The organism is Rhizobium skierniewicense Ch11 (assembly GCF_023757665.1).
Taxonomy (GTDB): domain Bacteria; phylum Pseudomonadota; class Alphaproteobacteria; order Rhizobiales; family Rhizobiaceae; genus Agrobacterium; species Agrobacterium skierniewicense.
Map to the genome: position 1 here is coordinate 19,325 of NZ_RXPG01000024.1, position 17,441 is coordinate 36,765.

Below are 17,441 nucleotides of genomic sequence, written 5' to 3' on the forward strand. Positions count from 1 at the left end.
ATAGTCATCTTGGAGACGAGCACATCGGGTGATACCCGACGCGCTCATTTGAAATACAACTGTCGTGTCAGGATCAGAACGGAATATCATCGTCCATATCATTGTTGAAGTTGCCAGCTGGCTGGCCGCCGCGCGATGCGCCACCGCGAGAAGAGGATGATGGCTGGTCATTGCCACCGCCATAGTTTCCGCCGCCGCTCCCGTAATCGTCTCCGCCACGGCTTCCGCCGCCGCCACCTTCTCCGCGACCGTCCAGCATGGTCAGGGTGGAATTGAAGCCCTGGAGTACGATTTCCGTGGAGTAACGATCATTGCCCGTTTGGTCCTGCCATTTCCGGGTCTGAAGCGCGCCTTCGATATAGAGCTTGGCGCCCTTCTTTACGTACTGCTCAATAACCTTGCAAAGACCTTCATTGAAGACCACCACAGAGTGCCATTCCGTCTTTTCTTTTCGCTCTCCGGAGGTGCGGTCGCGCCAGCTTTCAGATGTCGCGATACGAAGGTTTGCGATAGGACGACCATCTTGCGTGCGGCGAATTTCCGGATCAGCGCCGACGTTTCCGAGCAAAATTACCTTGTTTACGCTGCCAGCCATCTTCTCACCCTGTCTGCCAACCATCATGGCCAGCATCTATCCTGTTCAAAATCTGCGATCACCATAGACCATCGTTCAGCACCATGGGCACCGGATGGAACGACAATCCACAAGGAATGTTATGTCAACTGCGCACGCTTGCCAATCGTTCTTATTTTGTTCTATTAAGACTGAACAACTGAGTCAAGTGGACTGAAAAGCCTATACGAAAAGTTTAATATATCTCGACATGCCGTTCACCGTCATTACATAAGAACTGACGCCTCCCAACGAGTACCCCGAGCCTTCTCATGAGTGAATTAAAGACGATTTCGATCCGTGGCGCCCGCGAGCATAACCTCAAGGGCATCGACCTGGACCTGCCGCGCAACAAGCTGATCGTGATGACCGGCCTGTCGGGCTCTGGCAAATCTTCGCTCGCCTTCGATACGATTTATGCGGAAGGGCAGCGGCGCTACGTCGAGAGCCTGTCGGCCTATGCTCGCCAGTTTCTGGAAATGATGCAAAAGCCGGATGTGGACCAGATCGAGGGTTTGTCTCCCGCCATCTCCATCGAACAGAAGACGACCTCGCGCAACCCGCGCTCGACGGTTGGGACCGTGACGGAAATCTACGACTACATGCGTCTGCTGTTTGCGCGGGTGGGCGTCCCCTACTCGCCAGCGACCGGCTTGCCGATTGAAAGCCAGACGATCAGCCAGATGGTGGACCGCATCCTCGCGTTTGAAGAAGGAACACGGCTTTACATTCTCGCGCCGATGATCCGAGGACGAAAGGGCGAATATAAGAAAGAGCTCGCCGAGCTTATGAAAAAAGGCTTCCAGCGCGTCAAGGTCGACGGTCAGTTCTATGAAATTGCCGATGTTCCCGCATTGGACAAAAAATACAAACACGACATCGACGTGGTCGTGGATCGTGCCGTGGTGCGTCCGGACATGGCCGCGCGCCTGGCGGATAGTCTTGAGACGTGTTTGAAGCTTGCGGACGGCTTGGCAGTCGCCGAATTTGCCGACAAACCCCTGCCGCCGGAAGAAACATCCGCCGGTGGTTCAGCGAACAAGTCGCTCAATGAAACACACGAGCGGGTTCTGTTTTCGGAAAAATTCGCCTGCCCCGTGTCGGGTTTCACAATCTCCGAGATCGAGCCACGCCTGTTCTCCTTCAACAACCCCTTCGGTGCCTGCCCGACTTGCGATGGCCTGGGCTCCCAGCAAAAGGTGGACACGGCGCTGATCGTGCCGGAACCTGCTCGCACGTTGAAGGATGGCGCTGTGGCGCCGTGGGCCAAGTCATCATCACCATACTATAACCAGACGCTGGAAGCGCTCGGCAAAGCCTTTGGCTTCAAGCTGTCCAGCCGCTGGAACGAACTCTCCGACGCTGCAAAGAAAGCGATTCTGCAGGGCACCGACGATAAGATCGAGTTCCAGTACGAGGACGGTGCACGCTCCTACAAGACGGTGAAAAATTTCGAAGGCATCGTTCCCAATCTGGAACGTCGCTGGAAGGAAACAGACAGCGCCTGGGCACGTGAGGAAATCGAGCGCTACATGTCTGCAGCGCCCTGCCCCGCCTGCGCAGGTTATCGCCTGAAGCCCGAAGCGCTGGCGGTGAAGATCAACAAAAAACACATCGGCCAGGTCACAGAGATGTCGATCAAGGTCGCGCGCGACTGGTTCGACGGTCTGCCGGAATCGCTCAATGCAAAGCAGAACGAAATTGCTGTCCGTATCCTCAAGGAGATCCGCGAGCGCCTCAGATTTCTCAACGATGTCGGATTGGACTATCTTAGCCTGTCGCGCAACTCGGGGACGCTTTCCGGTGGCGAGAGCCAGCGCATCCGCCTGGCATCACAGATCGGCTCGGGCCTGACCGGTGTTCTCTATGTTCTGGATGAGCCATCGATTGGCCTGCATCAGCGTGACAACGCTCGTCTCCTGGATACGCTGAAGCACTTGCGCGATATCGGCAACACCGTGATCGTTGTCGAGCATGACGAAGATGCCATCATGACGGCCGACTATGTGGTGGATATCGGTCCCGCCGCCGGCATTCACGGTGGCGAGGTGATTGCGGAGGGAACACCGCAGCAGGTCATGGACAACCCGAAATCGCTCACGGGTAAATATCTGTCCGGTGCTCTTGGCGTGGCTATTCCCGCAGAAAGGCGCAAGCCGAAAAAAGGAAAAGAGATCAAGGTCGTCGGCGCCCGCGGCAACAACCTCAAAAATGTTACCGCGTCGGTTCCGCTCGGTGTCTTCACGGCCGTCACTGGCGTCTCCGGCGGAGGCAAGTCGACCTTCCTGATCGAAACATTGTACAAGTCGGCGGCGCGTCGCGTCATGGGTGCCCGTGAAATTCCGGCTGACCACGACCGTATCGATGGCTTCGAGTTCATCGATAAGGTCATCGACATCGACCAGTCGCCGATCGGGCGTACACCTCGCTCCAACCCTGCGACCTATACGGGTGCGTTCACACCCATCCGTGATTGGTTTTCAGGCTTACCGGAAGCAAAGGCCCGTGGTTATGCACCCGGTCGCTTTTCGTTCAACGTCAAGGGCGGTCGTTGTGAAGCCTGTCAGGGCGATGGCGTCATCAAGATCGAGATGCACTTCCTGCCCGACGTGTACGTGACGTGCGATGTCTGCCACGGCAAGCGCTACAACCGCGAAACGCTGGATGTGACCTTCAAGAGCAAGTCGATCGCCGATGTCCTCGATATGACGGTCGAAGAAGGTGTCGAGTTCTTTTCCGCGGTTCCGGCGGTGCGCGACAAGTTGCAATCGCTGTTCGATGTCGGCCTTGGCTACATCAAGGTCGGCCAGCAGGCCAATACGCTCTCAGGTGGTGAAGCGCAGCGCGTGAAACTGGCCAAGGAATTGTCAAAACGCTCGACAGGACGCACCCTCTACATTCTCGATGAGCCGACAACCGGCTTGCATTTCCACGACGTCAACAAGCTTTTGGAAATGCTGCACGAGCTGGTAGATCAGGGAAATTCCGTCGTCGTCATCGAACATAATCTTGAGGTCATCAAGACAGCGGATTGGGTCATCGATATCGGCCCTGAAGGCGGTACGGGTGGTGGCGAGATCGTCGCAACCGGAACACCGGAGCAGATCGTCAAGGAGAAGCGCTCCTACACCGGCCATTTCCTGAAGGAGTTGCTGGAGCGTCGTCCCGAGAAGAAGATACAAGCGGCAGAGTAACCGAGGCACGGGGGAGACGGCGATGAGCAAGACAGGCACGATCCGCACAGGCATCGGCGGCTGGACCTTCGAGCCATGGGAAGGCACCTTTTATCCCGACAAGCTTGTCAAAAGACGCCAGCTCGAGCATGCCAGCCGACAGTTGAGAGCGATTGAAGTCAACGGCACCTATTACGGCAGCCAGAAACCGGAAACCTTTGCCAAATGGGCATCCGAGGTTCCCGAGGGCTTTATCTTTTCGCTCAAAGCGAGCCGCTTTGTCACCAATCGCAAGGTGCTGGCCGAAGCCGGGGAATCCATCGCCAAGTTTATCACGCAGGGATTAACAGAGCTTGGCGACCACCTTGGCCCCATCCTCTGGCAGTTCGCTCCGACAAAAAAGTTCGAGCCAGATGATTTCGCTGCCTTTCTGGCACTTCTGCCAGAAAAACAGGACGGTCTCACGCTTCAGCATGTTGTCGAGGTCCGCAATCCGAGTTTCCAGGTGCGGGAGTTCATTGACCTGCTGGCAAAGCATGGGGTTGCCGTCGTCTGCGCAGATCATCACGAGTACCCGATGCTGCCGGATGTGACGGCGGACTTTGTGTATTGTCGCCTGCAGAAGGGCGAAGACGATATCGAGACCTGCTATCCTGAAACGGACGTGAAGGCGTGGGCCAATCGCCTTAAAGACTATGCGCAGGGAGGCGTCCCGGACGATCTGCCCTTGATTGCTCCCGATCGCAAGACGGATAAAAAGACACGTGATGTCTTCGCTTTTTTCATAACGGGTGGCAAAGTCAAAGCGCCCAACGGCGCACAACTCTTGCAGACGCTGCTGTAAAGCCATTCACAAAGTGCTTTACACCGCGATGGTCTCGCAGCCCGTGTCGAAATTGACCGCCGAAAATGCTGCAGAGATGACGTCAGGCCCAGCGCCTGGTTTGGTCGCATCGCTGGACAATATCTGGCGGAACCGTCGTGCACCGGGCAGGCCCTGAAACAGGCCGACCATATGCCGTGTAACGTGGTTCAGTCGACCGCCCTTGGCGATATAGTCTGCGGCATAATCCATCATCGTATCACGCAGATTGATCCAATCTGGCGCGGTTTCCGGTTCCCCATAGATGCGGTGATCGACGTCGCCCAGGATGGAGGTGTTGTGATAGGCAGCGCGGCCTAACATGACGCCGTCCATATGCTTGAGATGATCCTCGGCCTGGTCGAGATCGGTGATGCCACCGTTGATGCCGATAAAGACCTCGGGATTTTCCTCTTTCATGCGATAGACTAGCGCATAGTCGAGCGGCGGAACATCGCGGTTTTCCTTCGGAGACAGGCCCTGAAGCCAGGCCTTGCGTGCATGAATCCAGACAGCATCCGCACCGTCAGCGACAACCTGAGAAATGAAGTCCGGCAACACCGTTTCCGGCTCCTGGTCATCCACACCTATGCGACATTTGACGGTGACAGGCACGGTGGCGACAGCTTTCATCGCCGCCACGCAACGGGCAACCGTTTCCGGCTCACGCATCAGGCAGGCACCGAATGTACCGGACTGAACCCGGTCGGAAGGGCAGCCGACATTCAGGTTGATCTCGTCATACCCATAATCGCTGGCAATCTTCACCGCTTCCGAAAGCTTGGATGGATCGGAGCCACCAAGCTGGAGGGCAACGGGGTGTTCCTGCGGGTGATAGCCCAACAACTTTTCACGCTGCCCGTGAATGATCGCATCGGCCACGATCATCTCCGTATAAAGCAAGGCATGGCTGGACAGCTGCCGATGAAGAAAGCGACACCGCGTGTCCGTCCAGTCGATCATGGGGGCGACGGCGAAAATCTTGCTGCCGGTTGCGAGAGCTTTTTGATACATACGTTACCAAACCTTGTTCTGCGGGGCTTCTACCGCAATGCGCTCCATAAAGCCAGTTTTCTGCCAAGGCGGATTTTAAACTGGAAATCCCGGTAGAATCGCGGGACAAACAGGACCTGAAATGAGGAGCCAAGATCCATGTCCGCGACCGTTATTCCCGTTCCCCCAACCGTTCTGTTGCCGGTTGAAGGCACCGATGAAACATTTCCGGTTCGCAGGGTCTACTGCGTCGGGCGCAACTACGCCGACCACGCCATCGAAATGGGTCATGATCCCTCGCGTGAGCCGCCGTTCTTCTTTCAGAAAAATGCAGACAACCTGCTGCCCGCAGGCAGGGATTTTCCTTTTCCCTCGCTCTCTTCGAATGTCCACTACGAGGTCGAGTGCGTCGTTGTCCTGAAAAGTGGCGGCTCCGACATTTCTGTCGAAGATGCGCTGGATCATGTCTGGGGTTACGCCGTCGGTATCGATATGACGCGCCGTGACATGCAGGATGCCTTGAAGAAAATGGGTCGATCCTGGGAAAGCGCTAAGGCGTTCGAATATTCCGCGCCTGTCTCGCCGCTCGTCCCCGCGGCCAGGATTGGCCACCCGGCAAGCGGTGCGATCTGGCTAGACGTCAATGGTAAGCGCAAGCAGACGGGTGATCTCGATCAGATGATCTGGAAGACGGCGGAAATCATCGCAGAGCTTTCCAGGCTGTTCACGCTGGCGGCAGGCGATGTCATCATGACCGGCACACCGGCAGGTGTCGGGCCGATCGTATCGGGTGACCGTATCGATTGCGGTGTGGATGGTGTCGCGACCCTCTCCGTCAACATCACCTAAACTTGGAGTGTATATGCCTCTTTACCGTCTTGGAGAACGCGTCCCGCAAACCCCTGCGCCGGAGCGTTACTGGGTGGCGCCCGACGCCAATGTCATCGGGTCAGTGCTTCTAGGCGACGATGTCGGCATTTGGTTCGGTGCGACATTGCGCGGCGATAACGAACCGATCACGATCGGGCGCGGCACCAACATACAAGAAGGCGTCATGGTTCACGCCGATCCGGGCTTTCCCGCAACGATTGGCGAAGATTGCACGATCGGACACCACGCCATCATCCATGGCTGCACGATCGGCGACAACTCGCTGGTCGGCATGGGTGCGACTGTTCTGAATGGCGCAAAGATCGGCAAAAACTGTCTCATCGGTGCCAACGCGCTGGTGACGGAGGGAAAGGCGTTTCCCGACAATTCGCTCATCGTCGGCTCCCCGGCCCGCGCCATCCGCACATTGGACGACACCGCAGTCGCATCGCTCACGAAATCGGCGGAAAACTATGTCAGAAACTGGCAACGTTTCGCCAGGGAATTGCAGCCGCTCTGACCGGCAGTCAAGCGGCGCAGGCCTCACAAAGGCCGCGAATTTCTATCGTGGTTTTTTCTGCCTTGAATTGACGTTTCTTTGCCCAGTCGCCGAGGCGATGATCGACGTCGTGATCGTGGAATTCCGTGACTTGTCCACATGCGTTGCAGATTGCAAAAGCCACAGTGCCGTGGTGATGGGTGCAGCAATCCGACTTGGTATGGGAGCACGCCACGAAGGCATTCAGGCTCTCCAGTCGATGCACAAGACCGAACTCGATCAGTTTTTCCAGCGCCCTATAGACTTGTAAGGGAGCGCGGAAACCGGCGTCCCGCAGCTTGTCTAGAATGACGTAGGCGCTCAGGGGCGCTTGAGAGCGGGTCAGTGCATCGTAAACGAGGCTCTGGTTGCGGGTGAGATTTTGCGTGGTCATGAACGGTCTCCTTGCTCTGCCTTGCGCATCAGTTCCGGTGCCGGCAGAAGACTCAAGATGAAAAGCATAACGGCGGCAACGACGATCGAGGGGCCGGATGGCGTGTCGTACTGGAGCGAGCCCATCAACCCGCCAAAAACGGCAATGGCGCCGATGAGCGACGCCAGAACTGCCATGATTTCCGGCGTCGACGCAAACCGGCGCGCGGTTGCTGCCGGGATGATCAACAGCGAGGTAATCAGCATGATGCCAACGATCTTCATGGCAATGGCGATGACGAGCGCCATCAGCAGCATAAACAGCAACTTGGATCGTTCAGGCCGCATGCCTTCGGCTTCCGCCAACTCGGCATTGACGGTCGATGCGAGCAGCGGTTTCCAGAGATAAGCAATCGCCAGGAGCACCACAACGCCGCCACCCCAGATGAGATAGATATCGGACACGGTCACGGCCAGAATGTCGCCAAACAGGAAGGCGACGAGGTCGATGCGTACCCAGGTCATGAAGGCGACGATAACGAGGCCGAAGGCCAGAGCCGAATGCGAGAGAATGCCAAGCAGCGCGTCCGACGACAAAGCCTGGCGGCGCTGCAGAAACAGCAGCAACAGCGAAACAAGCGAAGCCACGATGAAGACGCTGACGATCAGGTTCAGTTGAAACAACAAAGACAGCGCCACGCCCAACAGAGCGGAATGCGCCATGGTATCCCCGAAATAAGCCATGCGCCGCCAGACGACGAAACAGCCCAACGGCCCTGCCATCAAGGCAACGCCGATACCGGCAACCATGGCCCGAACGAAGAAATCGTCAAACATGCTTGGCTCCATGGGCGTGATCATGCTCGTGATGGTGACCATCATCAGGGTGGCAATGGTCAGTTATCGTACCATCCGCATGTCGCACACGGCCATCCGGCAGATGCGTATGATCGTGGTCGTGGGTGTACACGGCAAGCCCTCGGCCCGCTGCCCCCCCGAACAGCCTCATATATTCAGGGCTCTGGCTGACCATTTGTGGTGTGCCACGGCAGCAGACATGGCCGTTGAGGCAGATGACCGTATCAGTTTCTGCCATCACCACGTGGAGGTCGTGCGAGATCAGCAAAATGCCGCAGCCGGTGGCGTTGCGAATATTCTTGATGAGATCGTAAAGGGCGATTTCGCCGGAAAAATCGACGCCCTGCACCGGCTCGTCCAGAACCAGCAGATCCGGTTTACGGGCGATGGCGCGTGCCAGCAAAGCGCGCTGAAACTCGCCGCCCGACAGATGTTGCACCTCCGCCTTGGCAAGATGCGAGATACCGGTGGCGTTTAGCGCTGCATCAATCTCCCGCGCGGGCAACTGCCCCGTCAGTGTCATCAACCTGCGAACCGTCAGTGGCATCGTCCAGTCTACGGAGAGTTTTTGCGGCACGTAGCCCACGCGCAGTCCGGCGGTTCGTGAGACATTCCCCTCGTCCGGTTTCAGGACGCCCGTCGCCATTTTTGCGCTGGTGGATTTTCCGGATCCATTCGGACCGATGAGGGTCACGATCTCGCCACGGCCAACGGAAAAATCCACGCCGCGCACCAGCCAGCGGCCGCTGCGTTGAATGCCAGCATTGGAAAGAGAGACCAGTTTTCCGTCATTTTTTGCCGGAGAATGAAGCATGTGTTTTTCCGATTGTCGGTGTTGCCTACCGCTATCGCATACGTTATAGCGTTACGCAACATATGTAATAACATAACAATTCCATACAAGTGGAGCATACTGCATGAAAACAATCGTCACGCTTCTTCTCGCCTCTGCCGCCATGATCGCATCGACCAATGCCATGGCAGCACCCAATGTCGTGGTGTCGATCAAGCCTATCCATTCTCTGGTCGCAGCCATCATGCAAGGCGTGGCAGAACCGGAACTGATCGTTGATGGCGGTGCGTCTCCGCATACCTATAGCCTCAAGCCTTCGAACGCGCGGGCCATCGAAAATGCTGACGTGGTGTTTTGGGTCGGCGATGGGCTGGAAAAGTTTCTGGAAAAGCCGCTCCATTCATTGGCGGGCAAGGCGACAGTCGTCGAACTCGACGACGCCAAAGGCATGGAAAAACTGTCTTTCCGTGAGGGCGGTCCATTCGAAGCACATGCTCACGACGAACATGAAGGTCATGATCACACGGAAAAAGCGGGAGACGATCATAGCCACGAGGGCGAGCACAAACACGAACACGAACACGAACACGAACATGCACATGATCACGATGAGGGTGAATACGACATGCACCTGTGGCTAGACCCTGCCAATGCCAAGGCCATGGCCGTCGAGATCGAAAAAACACTGATGACCGCCGATCCTGCCAATGCCAAGGCTTATCAGGACAACGCGAAGAAGCTTGTGGACAATCTTGATGCTCTCGACAAGGAGATCACAGAAACCGTGGCTCCCATCAAAGACAAGCCCTTTATTGTCTTCCATGATGCCTACCAGTATTTTGAACACCGTTACGGTGTGAAAACGGTCGGCTCGATCACCGTCAGCCCTGAAAGCATTCCTGGCGCAGACCGCATCAAGCAAATTCACGCCAAGGTGCAAGAGTTGAACGCGACCTGCGTCTTTGCCGAACCCCAGTTCGAACCCAAATTGGTGAATGTCGTCATCGAGGGTACCAATGCCAAGTCGGGTACGCTTGATCCGGAAGCGGCAACGCTGGAGGCTGGCCCTGATCTCTACTTCAAGCTCATGCGTGGCATCGCCACATCGCTGAAAGCTTGCTTGTCCTGATCAAACTCATAGCAGGATGAAAGGTGGCGCGTGCCACCTTTCATTTTAATCCTCAATGTAATATTATAACAATTGGAGTTTCACCATGATGCGGAAACTGCCGGTCACCGTTCTCTCCGGGTTTCTCGGTGCGGGAAAAACCACTCTCCTCAATCACATCCTGGGCAATCGCGAGGGGCTCCGCGTTGCCGTGATCGTCAACGACATGAGCGAGGTGAATATCGATGCTTCCCTGATCAGGGATGGAGGGGCCAATCTCTCGCGGACGCAGGAGCAGTTGGTGGAAATGACCAATGGCTGCATCTGTTGCACGTTGCGCGATGACCTACTGGACGAGGTTCGGCAACTGGCTGAACAGGATCGCTTCGACTATCTGCTGATCGAATCCACAGGGATCGCGGAGCCCCTGCCCGTTGCAGCAACATTCGATTTTCGCGATGAGCGCGGTCACAGCCTTGCCGATGTCGCGCAACTGGATACGATGGTGACGGTCGTCGATTGCGCCAATCTGCTGAAGGATTATGGCTCGTCGGATTTCCTGGCAGATCGCGGTGAAACGGCTGGCGACGGTGATGATCGAACGCTGGTGGATCTGCTGGTCGAACAGATCGAATTTGCCAATGTGGTTATTCTGAACAAGGTTTCGTCTGCCACAGAGGCTCAGAGAGACGCTGCCCGCAAGATTATCGTTGGCCTCAATCCCGATGCAAAACTGATCGAGGCAGACTTCGGACAGGTCGAGCTAAAAAATGTTCTCGGAACTGGCCTGTTCAATCTTGCCGAGGCGGAGACACATCCACTCTGGTTCAAGGAGTTGCACGGTTTCAAGGGGCACATTCCAGAGACAGAAGAATATGGCATCCGCTCATTCGTCTACCGCGCCAGACGTCCGTTCGATCCCGCTCGTTTCCACGCTTTTATCAATAAGGACTGGCCTGGCGTCATTCGTGCAAAGGGCTTTTTCTGGCTCGCCACACGTCCTGACCATGTCGGAGAAATCAGTCAGGCTGGCGCGATGGTGAAAACCGGAAAGATGGGCCTTTGGTGGTCATCGGTTCCGAAAACACACTGGCCAGAAGAACCGGGCTTCCAGCGCATGCTCGCACCCTACATGGATGGTGTCTGGGGAGACAGACGGCAGGAAATCGTTTTCATCGGTGCAGACCCGATGAGCGAGGCGGCGCTTCGTGAGGAGCTGGATGCCTGCCTGATCGATGCCGAGCTGTTTACACCCACCGCCTGGCGGAACCTGGCCGACCCGTTTCCGGACTGGAGCAGGCAGGCGGCATGAAACGACAATCCAGTTTTCGTTGCGATGCCGTCACCGACGCGCTTGTCTATGAAAATGACTGCGGCCATGGAGACACTCCATGGCCGCAGGAAAAATCGACATCCGACTTAACGGCTGCTGGAGAGGCCGATGATAAGACCATTCACGGCGTTGATCAGCAGGTATTGGTTGTCGACACGCACCCAGCGCTCACCCCGACGCGGCTCTCTCAGATTGTAGCGGCGATAATCGCGGCGATCGACCATGTGGCGACGTTCCGACGCAGATAGACGTTGGCCACGATCCCAACGGTGCTTCTTGATGATCACCTTCTTGGTGGTCACCGAGCGCTCCATTCTGTGGCCGGGGCGGTCATCATGACGGCTTTGAGCCTGCGCCAAGGGCGCGGCAAGAACGGTGGCCGCCAGAAGAACAGACAGAAACTTTTTCATCGGTATTTCCTTTCGAGAAGTGATGACCAGACACTATCGTCACACCAATGAACGGAAACTGAACCGATAATTACAATTTCGTAATGGTTCTTGAGGCTTAGAATGAGCACTTAAAGTTTAAGTCAAACCGTGTACGAAGAAAAGCCGTCCCGAAAAATCCGGGACGGCCTTCATTTACGACTTCAACTCGGCGGACTTTGCCCAAAGATTGATGTCCGCATCTTTGGCAAAGCGATCGATTTCTGAAAGCTCTTCGGCGGTGAAATCCGGTTTGTCGAGGGCTTTGACGCAGTCTTCGACCTGCTCGGGGCGGCTGGCGCCGATCAGTGCTGTCGTGATGTGCCCGCCGCGCAGGACCCAGGCGATGGCCATCTGCGCCAGTGTCTGGCCACGACGTTCGGCAATCGCGTTAAGCCCACGAATGTTTTCGATATTGCGCTCGTTGAGGAAGGCCGGGTTGAGAGACTTGCCCTGGCTGGCACGGCTGGCATCCGGCACACCACCGAGATATTTGGTGGTCAACATGCCTTGCGCCAGTGGCGAGAACACGATCGATCCGATGCCGAGTTCCTCAAGCGTATCGACGAGGCCATCCTCTTCGATCCAGCGATTGATCATCGAGTAGCTGGGCTGGTGGATGATGCAGGGCGTTCCCAACTCTTTCAGAATGGCTGCTGCTTCGCGGGTGCGTTGTGAATTGTAGGAGGAAATCCCGACATAAAGCGCCCTGCCCGACCGCACGATGTGGTCCAGCGCGCCACAGGTTTCCTCCAACGGCGTATCCGGATCGAAGCGGTGCGAATAGAAGATATCGACATAGTCCAGCCCCATGCGCTTCAGGCTCTGGTCGCAGGAGGAGATGAGATATTTGCGGCTACCCCACTCTCCATACGGGCCCGGCCACATGTTGTAACCCGCCTTGGACGAGATCACCAACTCGTCACGATACCCCGCGAAATCATTGCGCAGAATTTCACCGAATGCCGTTTCGGCACTGCCGGGAGGTGGACCGTAATTGTTGGCGAGATCGAAGTGGGTGATACCGAGATCGAACGCCTTGCGGCAAATGTCCTGCTTGGTCTTGTGCGAAAAATCGTTACCGAAATTGTGCCACAGACCGAGCGAGATCGCCGGAAGCTTCAGCCCCGATGTACCGCAATGATTATATTTCATGGACGCGTAACGGTTTTCAGCCGGTTGCCAGGCCATGGATGCTCCTCCTTGAAAATGCTATTGCCTGCTGAAGAATAGGCAGGCGTGATGGGTAGGTGATGTTAAAGACTCCTGATGTCGTTTCAACCTTGTGATTGCGATGAATACAGATCGAAAATCTTGAAAGACGGGTGCGGTGTCTGTTCGCCGCTCTTGGGGGCAAAGACGATACGGCGTGTCTCGCCCGCAGCCAGATCGAACAGATTGTCGGAGTAGCGTCCGGCAATATCGGCTTCGATCATCACGAAGAGAGCAAGCCCCGATGGCGAGACTTCCACTTCGAACGTCCCGTCATCCAGTGGTTTGACGTGGTGTTTGAGACCCGAAGGTTGCAGTTCCAGCGCCTTGTAGGTTTGTGCAACGTGGTGCCCCTCGCCGGTCATCCCGTTGGATGCGATGAAATTCCAAGAAAGCAAGGCACCGTCCGCAAGCTGCGCTATGTCTATTTCCGTCATGGTCGCGGCAGCATCCGGCCCGCAGGTACCGCGCGCGGATTTCAACGGCGTGCGGGATCCATCGGTTGAGAGCGCGAAGATATTCATGTCGATCTCCACCTCTTCCGCCGTGTCGTTGACCGTCGAGAAACGCACTGTCTTGCCATCTTCCGATGGAATGGCGGACACGCTGACCGGTTGGAAAAAGCGACGGGCGGCATAGTGCAGCGCTTTCCAGCTTCCGCCGTAGTCAAGGCTCGACCACGAGGCCACCGGCCATGTGTCGTTCAGCTGCCAGTACAGCGTGCCCATGCAATGCGGTTTCAGGGAGCGCCAATAGTCCACCGCCGTCTTGATGGCGAGCGCCTGCTGCACCTGACTGATATAGACGAAATTTTCGAAATCTTTGGGAAAGCGGAAATAGCGGAACATGGTCCCCGCAATCCGCTCGTTGCCGCCCGCATTCTTCTGGTGAAGCTCGATCACTGGCGAAGAGATGTTCATGTCCTTCCCATCCGCATAGGTCTTGATCACCGGCATGGATGTGTAGGACTGGAAACCGAACTCCGAGCAGAAGCGCGGCATGACGGCACGGTAGTTGTCGAAGGATTTGTTTTCGTGCCAGACGGACCAGTAGTGCATATCGCCCGAGCCGTCTGCGTGCCATGCGTCGCCATAATCAAGATAACCGGACGCCGGGCTGGACGGCCACCACAGCGCAGATGGAGCGGCTTTTTTCAGCGCCTTCTCGATCGTCCGGTTCAGCCGGTCATAGGCGACCAGATACCGGTCGCGATTGTCTCGCGATTCGTCGAACCACGTTAGTGCGCCGACCAGTTCGTTATCGCCGCACCACAGCGCGATGGACGGATGCGAGGACAGTCGCTTTACCTGGTAGCTGACTTCATGCTCGACATTATCCAGGAAGTCATCGGTGCAGGGATAAAGGTTGCAGGCAAACATGAAGTCCTGCCACACCATCAAACCCAGCCTGTCGCAAAGATCGTAGAACCAGTCCTGCTCGTAGAAGCCGCCGCCCCAGACGCGGATCATATTCATGTTCGCTTGAACCGCCGACAACAGCAAGTCTTCGGTCTTTTCGCGGCTGCTCAAGGAATGAAGCGCATCAGCCGGGATCCAGTTGGCACCACGGCAGAAAATCTCCCGTCCGTTGACGCGAAACGCAAAGCGGCTACCCGCCTCGTCCTTATCCGTCAGAAGCTCGATGGTTCGAAAACCGATCTGCCGCGTCACGGATTCATCTGGAAGCTCCACTGTCAGCGTGTAGAGCGCCTGCTCGCCACTGCCCGCCGGCCACCACAATTTCGGCGTCTCGACAAAGAAGACATGCCTCAGCACCGTATCGCCTGCATTGACGCCGCAGTCCAACCGCAGCCTCTCCTCGCCAAGCGAAAGGTGGATCGGCACGCTCACCGCCTGCGCAGCATGAAGCATCACTCCGACATGAAGCTCCACCCCATCCTCGACATGGCGCTGTGATGTGTGGACGCTCTCGATCCGCGCCGCATCCAGCCGCCGCAACGCAATGTCACCATACAGGCCCAATGGCGCCAGCGCGATGTTCCAATCCCAGCCAAAATGGCATTGCGGCTTTCTCAGCATGTTGCCGTTCGGGATCGGCGAGTTGCCAGGGTGATACGGGACGTAGAATGGCTGCGCCTCCTGCCGCTCCGCACCGGCCTTGATGCTGGAATGAAAATGGATGCGAATTCTGTTTTCGCCCGGCACCAGCGCGCTGGACACATCCGGCCGGTAGCGGCGGAAGCAGTTGTCGGCTGACAGCACGGGAACGTCGTTCACGAAGACCACTGCGACCGTATCGAGATAGTCGATGTCCAGATACCAGTTTGCTTCCGGATCATCGACATGAAAGCTGCGCTCGATCATCCAGTCAAGATCAGCCACCCACTGCACGTCGATTTCGTTACGCCCGAAATATGGGTCCGGAATTATCGTTGCCTGACGCAAGGCACTGTGCACGTCCCCGGGAACTGTGATGGGGGCATCATGCTCACCCTCGGCACATGAAAGTTTCCACTGCCCGGAAAGGTCGACCGAGACGTCGTTTGCGTAAGATGATGTCATGTCCTGCCCTGCCATATTGTCATGCCGTCTTGAAAGACTTGATTGAGGATCGCGGAAACGCTGCAAAGGCCCTGACGGCTTTCCAGCGCACGATTGGGCGACCTCCAGATTTCAACGAAACGAAACCTCTTTCTCCGCCGGCAACGTTACCGGAAAATTTTCCGGCGGTCACGAGGGATTGCAAATTCTAAATCTGGAGATGCATCGACTACGCAGACAGGAGAGAGAAATGTATATTAATATAAAATTTAAATACTTAAATCATATATTTAAGTGACTTTTTTAATGTTAAAAATACGCTTCATTCGAGCCCTCGCAGTTTGCTTTTTTAGAAAAGTTGCACCATTTCCAGAACGCTTATTTCGCCATCGAACAGCCAAACTGACTGTATCGTTACAGACGTGTTTTCGTCATTTCCTCTGCAATGCGGCTATCTGCTTTGCAACAATCGAAAAGCGCTCTACCATATCACGTAGAACTGATAGTGAGTGGCCACATGGATGACAGCATAGAACCCGAGACGAACGTCCAGGCACTGGCGGGTTATGAGCGCCCCACTCTCAAGACCATAGCCTATATGACCGGCCTCGGCATCACGACGGTGTCTCGTGCGCTGAAAGATGCACCTGATATCGGGGCGGAAACCAAGGAGCGTGTTCGTCAGGTGGCGCGGCAGATCGGCTACCAGCCGAACCGTGCAGGCGTTCGTTTGCGCACAGGCAAGACAAATGTCATCGCACTGGTTCTGAGTGTGGACGAAGAGTTGATGGGCTTCACCACCCAACTGGTGTTCGGCATCACCGAGGTGCTGGCAAACACGCAGTATCACTTGGTGGTCACACCGCATACGCATGCGAAGGACCCTATGGTCCCAATCCAGTATATTCTGGACACGGGCTCTGCCGATGGCGTCATCATCTCGAAGATGCAGCCGGACGATGCACGCGTCCGCTTCATGACGGAACGCAACATGCCCTTCGCAGCCCATGGCCGCACCAATATGGGGATCGATCATCCCTATCATGATTTCGATAACGAGGCTTATGTCTACGAGGCAATGAAGCGGCTGTCGCAATGTGGACGAAAGCACATTGCCGTTTTGCTGCCTCCAAAGCAGTTTTCCTATTATGATTTCGCGCGGCGTGGCTTTGAGCGGGGCCTGCACGATTTCGGCCTCTTGGAATTTCCGCTGAACGACATCATCAGCAACGACACGCCGCTCGATCAGGTCAAAGCGTTAAGCGAGGCGCTGATGAGCACACCGGATTGTCCCGACGGTTTGGTATCGATCAGCGGCACGTCCACCATCGCCTTCATCGCTGGCGTCGAAGAGGCGGGCAAAAAGGTTGGAAGAGATATCGACGTCGTGTCCAAACAATCTGCCGATTTTCTGAACTGGCTTCGTCCCGAAATCCACACGGTCAACGAGGATATCAAGCTGGCGGGTCGGGAACTGGCCAGGGCTTTGCTGGCCCGGATCGATGGCAAACCGGTCCAAGGGCTCCAAAGCCTCAGTCAGCCCGTCTGGTCCAGCCGAGCGCCCAAATTCGGCGCATGAAAAAGGCCCGGAGCGATCCGGGCCTTTCGATTGATACGTTAGGCTGTAGTGACAATTTAAGGGAATGGGATTCCGTTTTGTCGTTGAATCAGATTCAACACTGACTTTTGGAGGTCGGTGATGGATGGCAAGGTTTTGCGCGACGATCAGTGGGATCGGCTGAAATCGTTCGTTCCCGGTGGTCGCCAAGGCAAGCGCGGCCCGCGTA

The 17,441-nt window shown here is 56.2% G+C and carries 15 protein-coding genes and 1 pseudogene; 8 read left to right on the top strand and 8 right to left on the bottom strand.

Going from position 1 to position 17,441, the window contains the following annotated elements; all coding sequences use genetic code 11:
- Positions 1–73: 73 nt before the first annotated feature.
- Positions 74–595, bottom strand: coding sequence for a single-stranded DNA-binding protein (locus tag EKM04_RS16435; protein WP_174152909.1), 522 nt, complete (start codon positions 593–595; stop codon positions 74–76).
- A 290-nt stretch (positions 596–885) separates the two neighbouring features.
- Between EKM04_RS16435 and uvrA the strand changes: the two genes are divergently transcribed.
- Entirely contained in the window at positions 886–3,807 is a 2,922-nt protein-coding gene (gene uvrA, locus EKM04_RS16440) for an excinuclease ABC subunit UvrA (protein ID WP_174152908.1), read from the top strand.
- A 22-nt stretch (positions 3,808–3,829) separates the two neighbouring features.
- Entirely contained in the window at positions 3,830–4,630 is an 801-nt protein-coding gene (locus EKM04_RS16445; protein ID WP_183897347.1) for a DUF72 domain-containing protein, read from the top strand.
- An 18-nt stretch (positions 4,631–4,648) separates the two neighbouring features.
- Here EKM04_RS16445 and dusA read toward each other — a convergent pair whose 3' ends face one another.
- The gene (dusA, locus tag EKM04_RS16450) at positions 4,649–5,662 is read right to left on the bottom strand and encodes a tRNA dihydrouridine(20/20a) synthase DusA (protein ID WP_183897346.1); all 1,014 of its coding nucleotides are present in this window, start codon (positions 5,660–5,662) and stop codon (positions 4,649–4,651) included.
- 138 nt (positions 5,663–5,800) lie between these two features.
- On the opposite strand from dusA, the gene EKM04_RS16455 reads away from it, so the two are divergent.
- Both EKM04_RS16455 and EKM04_RS16460 read left to right on the top strand, forming a co-directional pair.
- Positions 5,801–6,490, top strand: a complete 690-nt coding sequence (locus EKM04_RS16455) for a fumarylacetoacetate hydrolase family protein (protein WP_183897345.1) — start codon at positions 5,801–5,803, stop codon at positions 6,488–6,490.
- 13 nt (positions 6,491–6,503) lie between these two features.
- The gene (locus EKM04_RS16460; protein WP_174152904.1) at positions 6,504–7,031 is read left to right on the top strand and encodes a gamma carbonic anhydrase family protein; all 528 of its coding nucleotides are present in this window, start codon (positions 6,504–6,506) and stop codon (positions 7,029–7,031) included.
- A 7-nt stretch (positions 7,032–7,038) separates the two neighbouring features.
- Here EKM04_RS16460 and EKM04_RS16465 read toward each other — a convergent pair whose 3' ends face one another.
- From EKM04_RS16465 to znuC, 3 genes are read right to left on the bottom strand one after another with little or no spacing between them, the layout of a single operon-like run.
- Entirely contained in the window at positions 7,039–7,443 is a 405-nt protein-coding gene (locus EKM04_RS16465; RefSeq protein WP_174152903.1) for a Fur family transcriptional regulator, read from the bottom strand.
- Positions 7,440–8,258, bottom strand: coding sequence for a zinc ABC transporter permease subunit ZnuB (gene znuB / locus EKM04_RS16470; RefSeq protein WP_174152902.1), 819 nt, complete (start codon positions 8,256–8,258; stop codon positions 7,440–7,442). Before znuB ends, EKM04_RS16465 begins: the two co-directional genes overlap by 4 nt.
- Complete coding sequence (znuC, locus tag EKM04_RS16475; RefSeq protein WP_183897344.1) at positions 8,251–9,093, bottom strand: zinc ABC transporter ATP-binding protein ZnuC; 843 nt, start codon at positions 9,091–9,093, stop codon at positions 8,251–8,253. The genes znuB and znuC overlap by 8 nt, the downstream gene beginning before the upstream one ends.
- A gap of 103 nt (positions 9,094–9,196) precedes the next feature.
- Here znuC and znuA point away from each other — a divergent pair, with 103 nt between their 5' ends.
- Both znuA and EKM04_RS16485 read left to right on the top strand, forming a co-directional pair.
- A complete protein-coding gene (znuA, locus tag EKM04_RS16480; protein ID WP_183897343.1) occupies positions 9,197–10,201 on the top strand; it encodes a zinc ABC transporter substrate-binding protein ZnuA in 1,005 nt (334 codons plus the stop codon).
- Positions 10,202–10,286: 85 nt separating this feature from the next.
- Positions 10,287–11,492: a GTP-binding protein gene (locus EKM04_RS16485; protein WP_183897342.1), complete on the top strand. Its 1,206-nt coding sequence runs from the start codon at positions 10,287–10,289 to the stop codon at positions 11,490–11,492.
- Between the two features lie 107 nt (positions 11,493–11,599).
- Here the strand turns inward: EKM04_RS16485 and EKM04_RS16490 are convergent, their stop codons facing one another.
- From EKM04_RS16490 to EKM04_RS16500, 3 genes are all read right to left on the bottom strand, one after another.
- A complete protein-coding gene (locus EKM04_RS16490) occupies positions 11,600–11,923 on the bottom strand; it encodes an RcnB family protein (RefSeq protein WP_174152898.1) in 324 nt (107 codons plus the stop codon).
- A 174-nt stretch (positions 11,924–12,097) separates the two neighbouring features.
- Positions 12,098–13,132, bottom strand: coding sequence for an L-glyceraldehyde 3-phosphate reductase (gene mgrA / locus EKM04_RS16495; RefSeq protein ID WP_174152897.1), 1,035 nt, complete (start codon positions 13,130–13,132; stop codon positions 12,098–12,100).
- Between the two features lie 86 nt (positions 13,133–13,218).
- Complete coding sequence (locus EKM04_RS16500; RefSeq protein ID WP_183897341.1) at positions 13,219–15,690, bottom strand: beta-mannosidase; 2,472 nt, start codon at positions 15,688–15,690, stop codon at positions 13,219–13,221.
- Between the two features lie 481 nt (positions 15,691–16,171).
- On the opposite strand from EKM04_RS16500, the gene EKM04_RS16505 reads away from it, so the two are divergent.
- Together EKM04_RS16505 and EKM04_RS16510 are read left to right on the top strand one after the other, a co-directional pair.
- Positions 16,172–17,233, top strand: coding sequence for a LacI family transcriptional regulator (locus tag EKM04_RS16505; protein WP_183897340.1), 1,062 nt, complete (start codon positions 16,172–16,174; stop codon positions 17,231–17,233).
- 120 nt (positions 17,234–17,353) lie between these two features.
- Positions 17,354–17,441: pseudogene (locus tag EKM04_RS16510) on the top strand (IS5 family transposase); the annotation flags it as partial.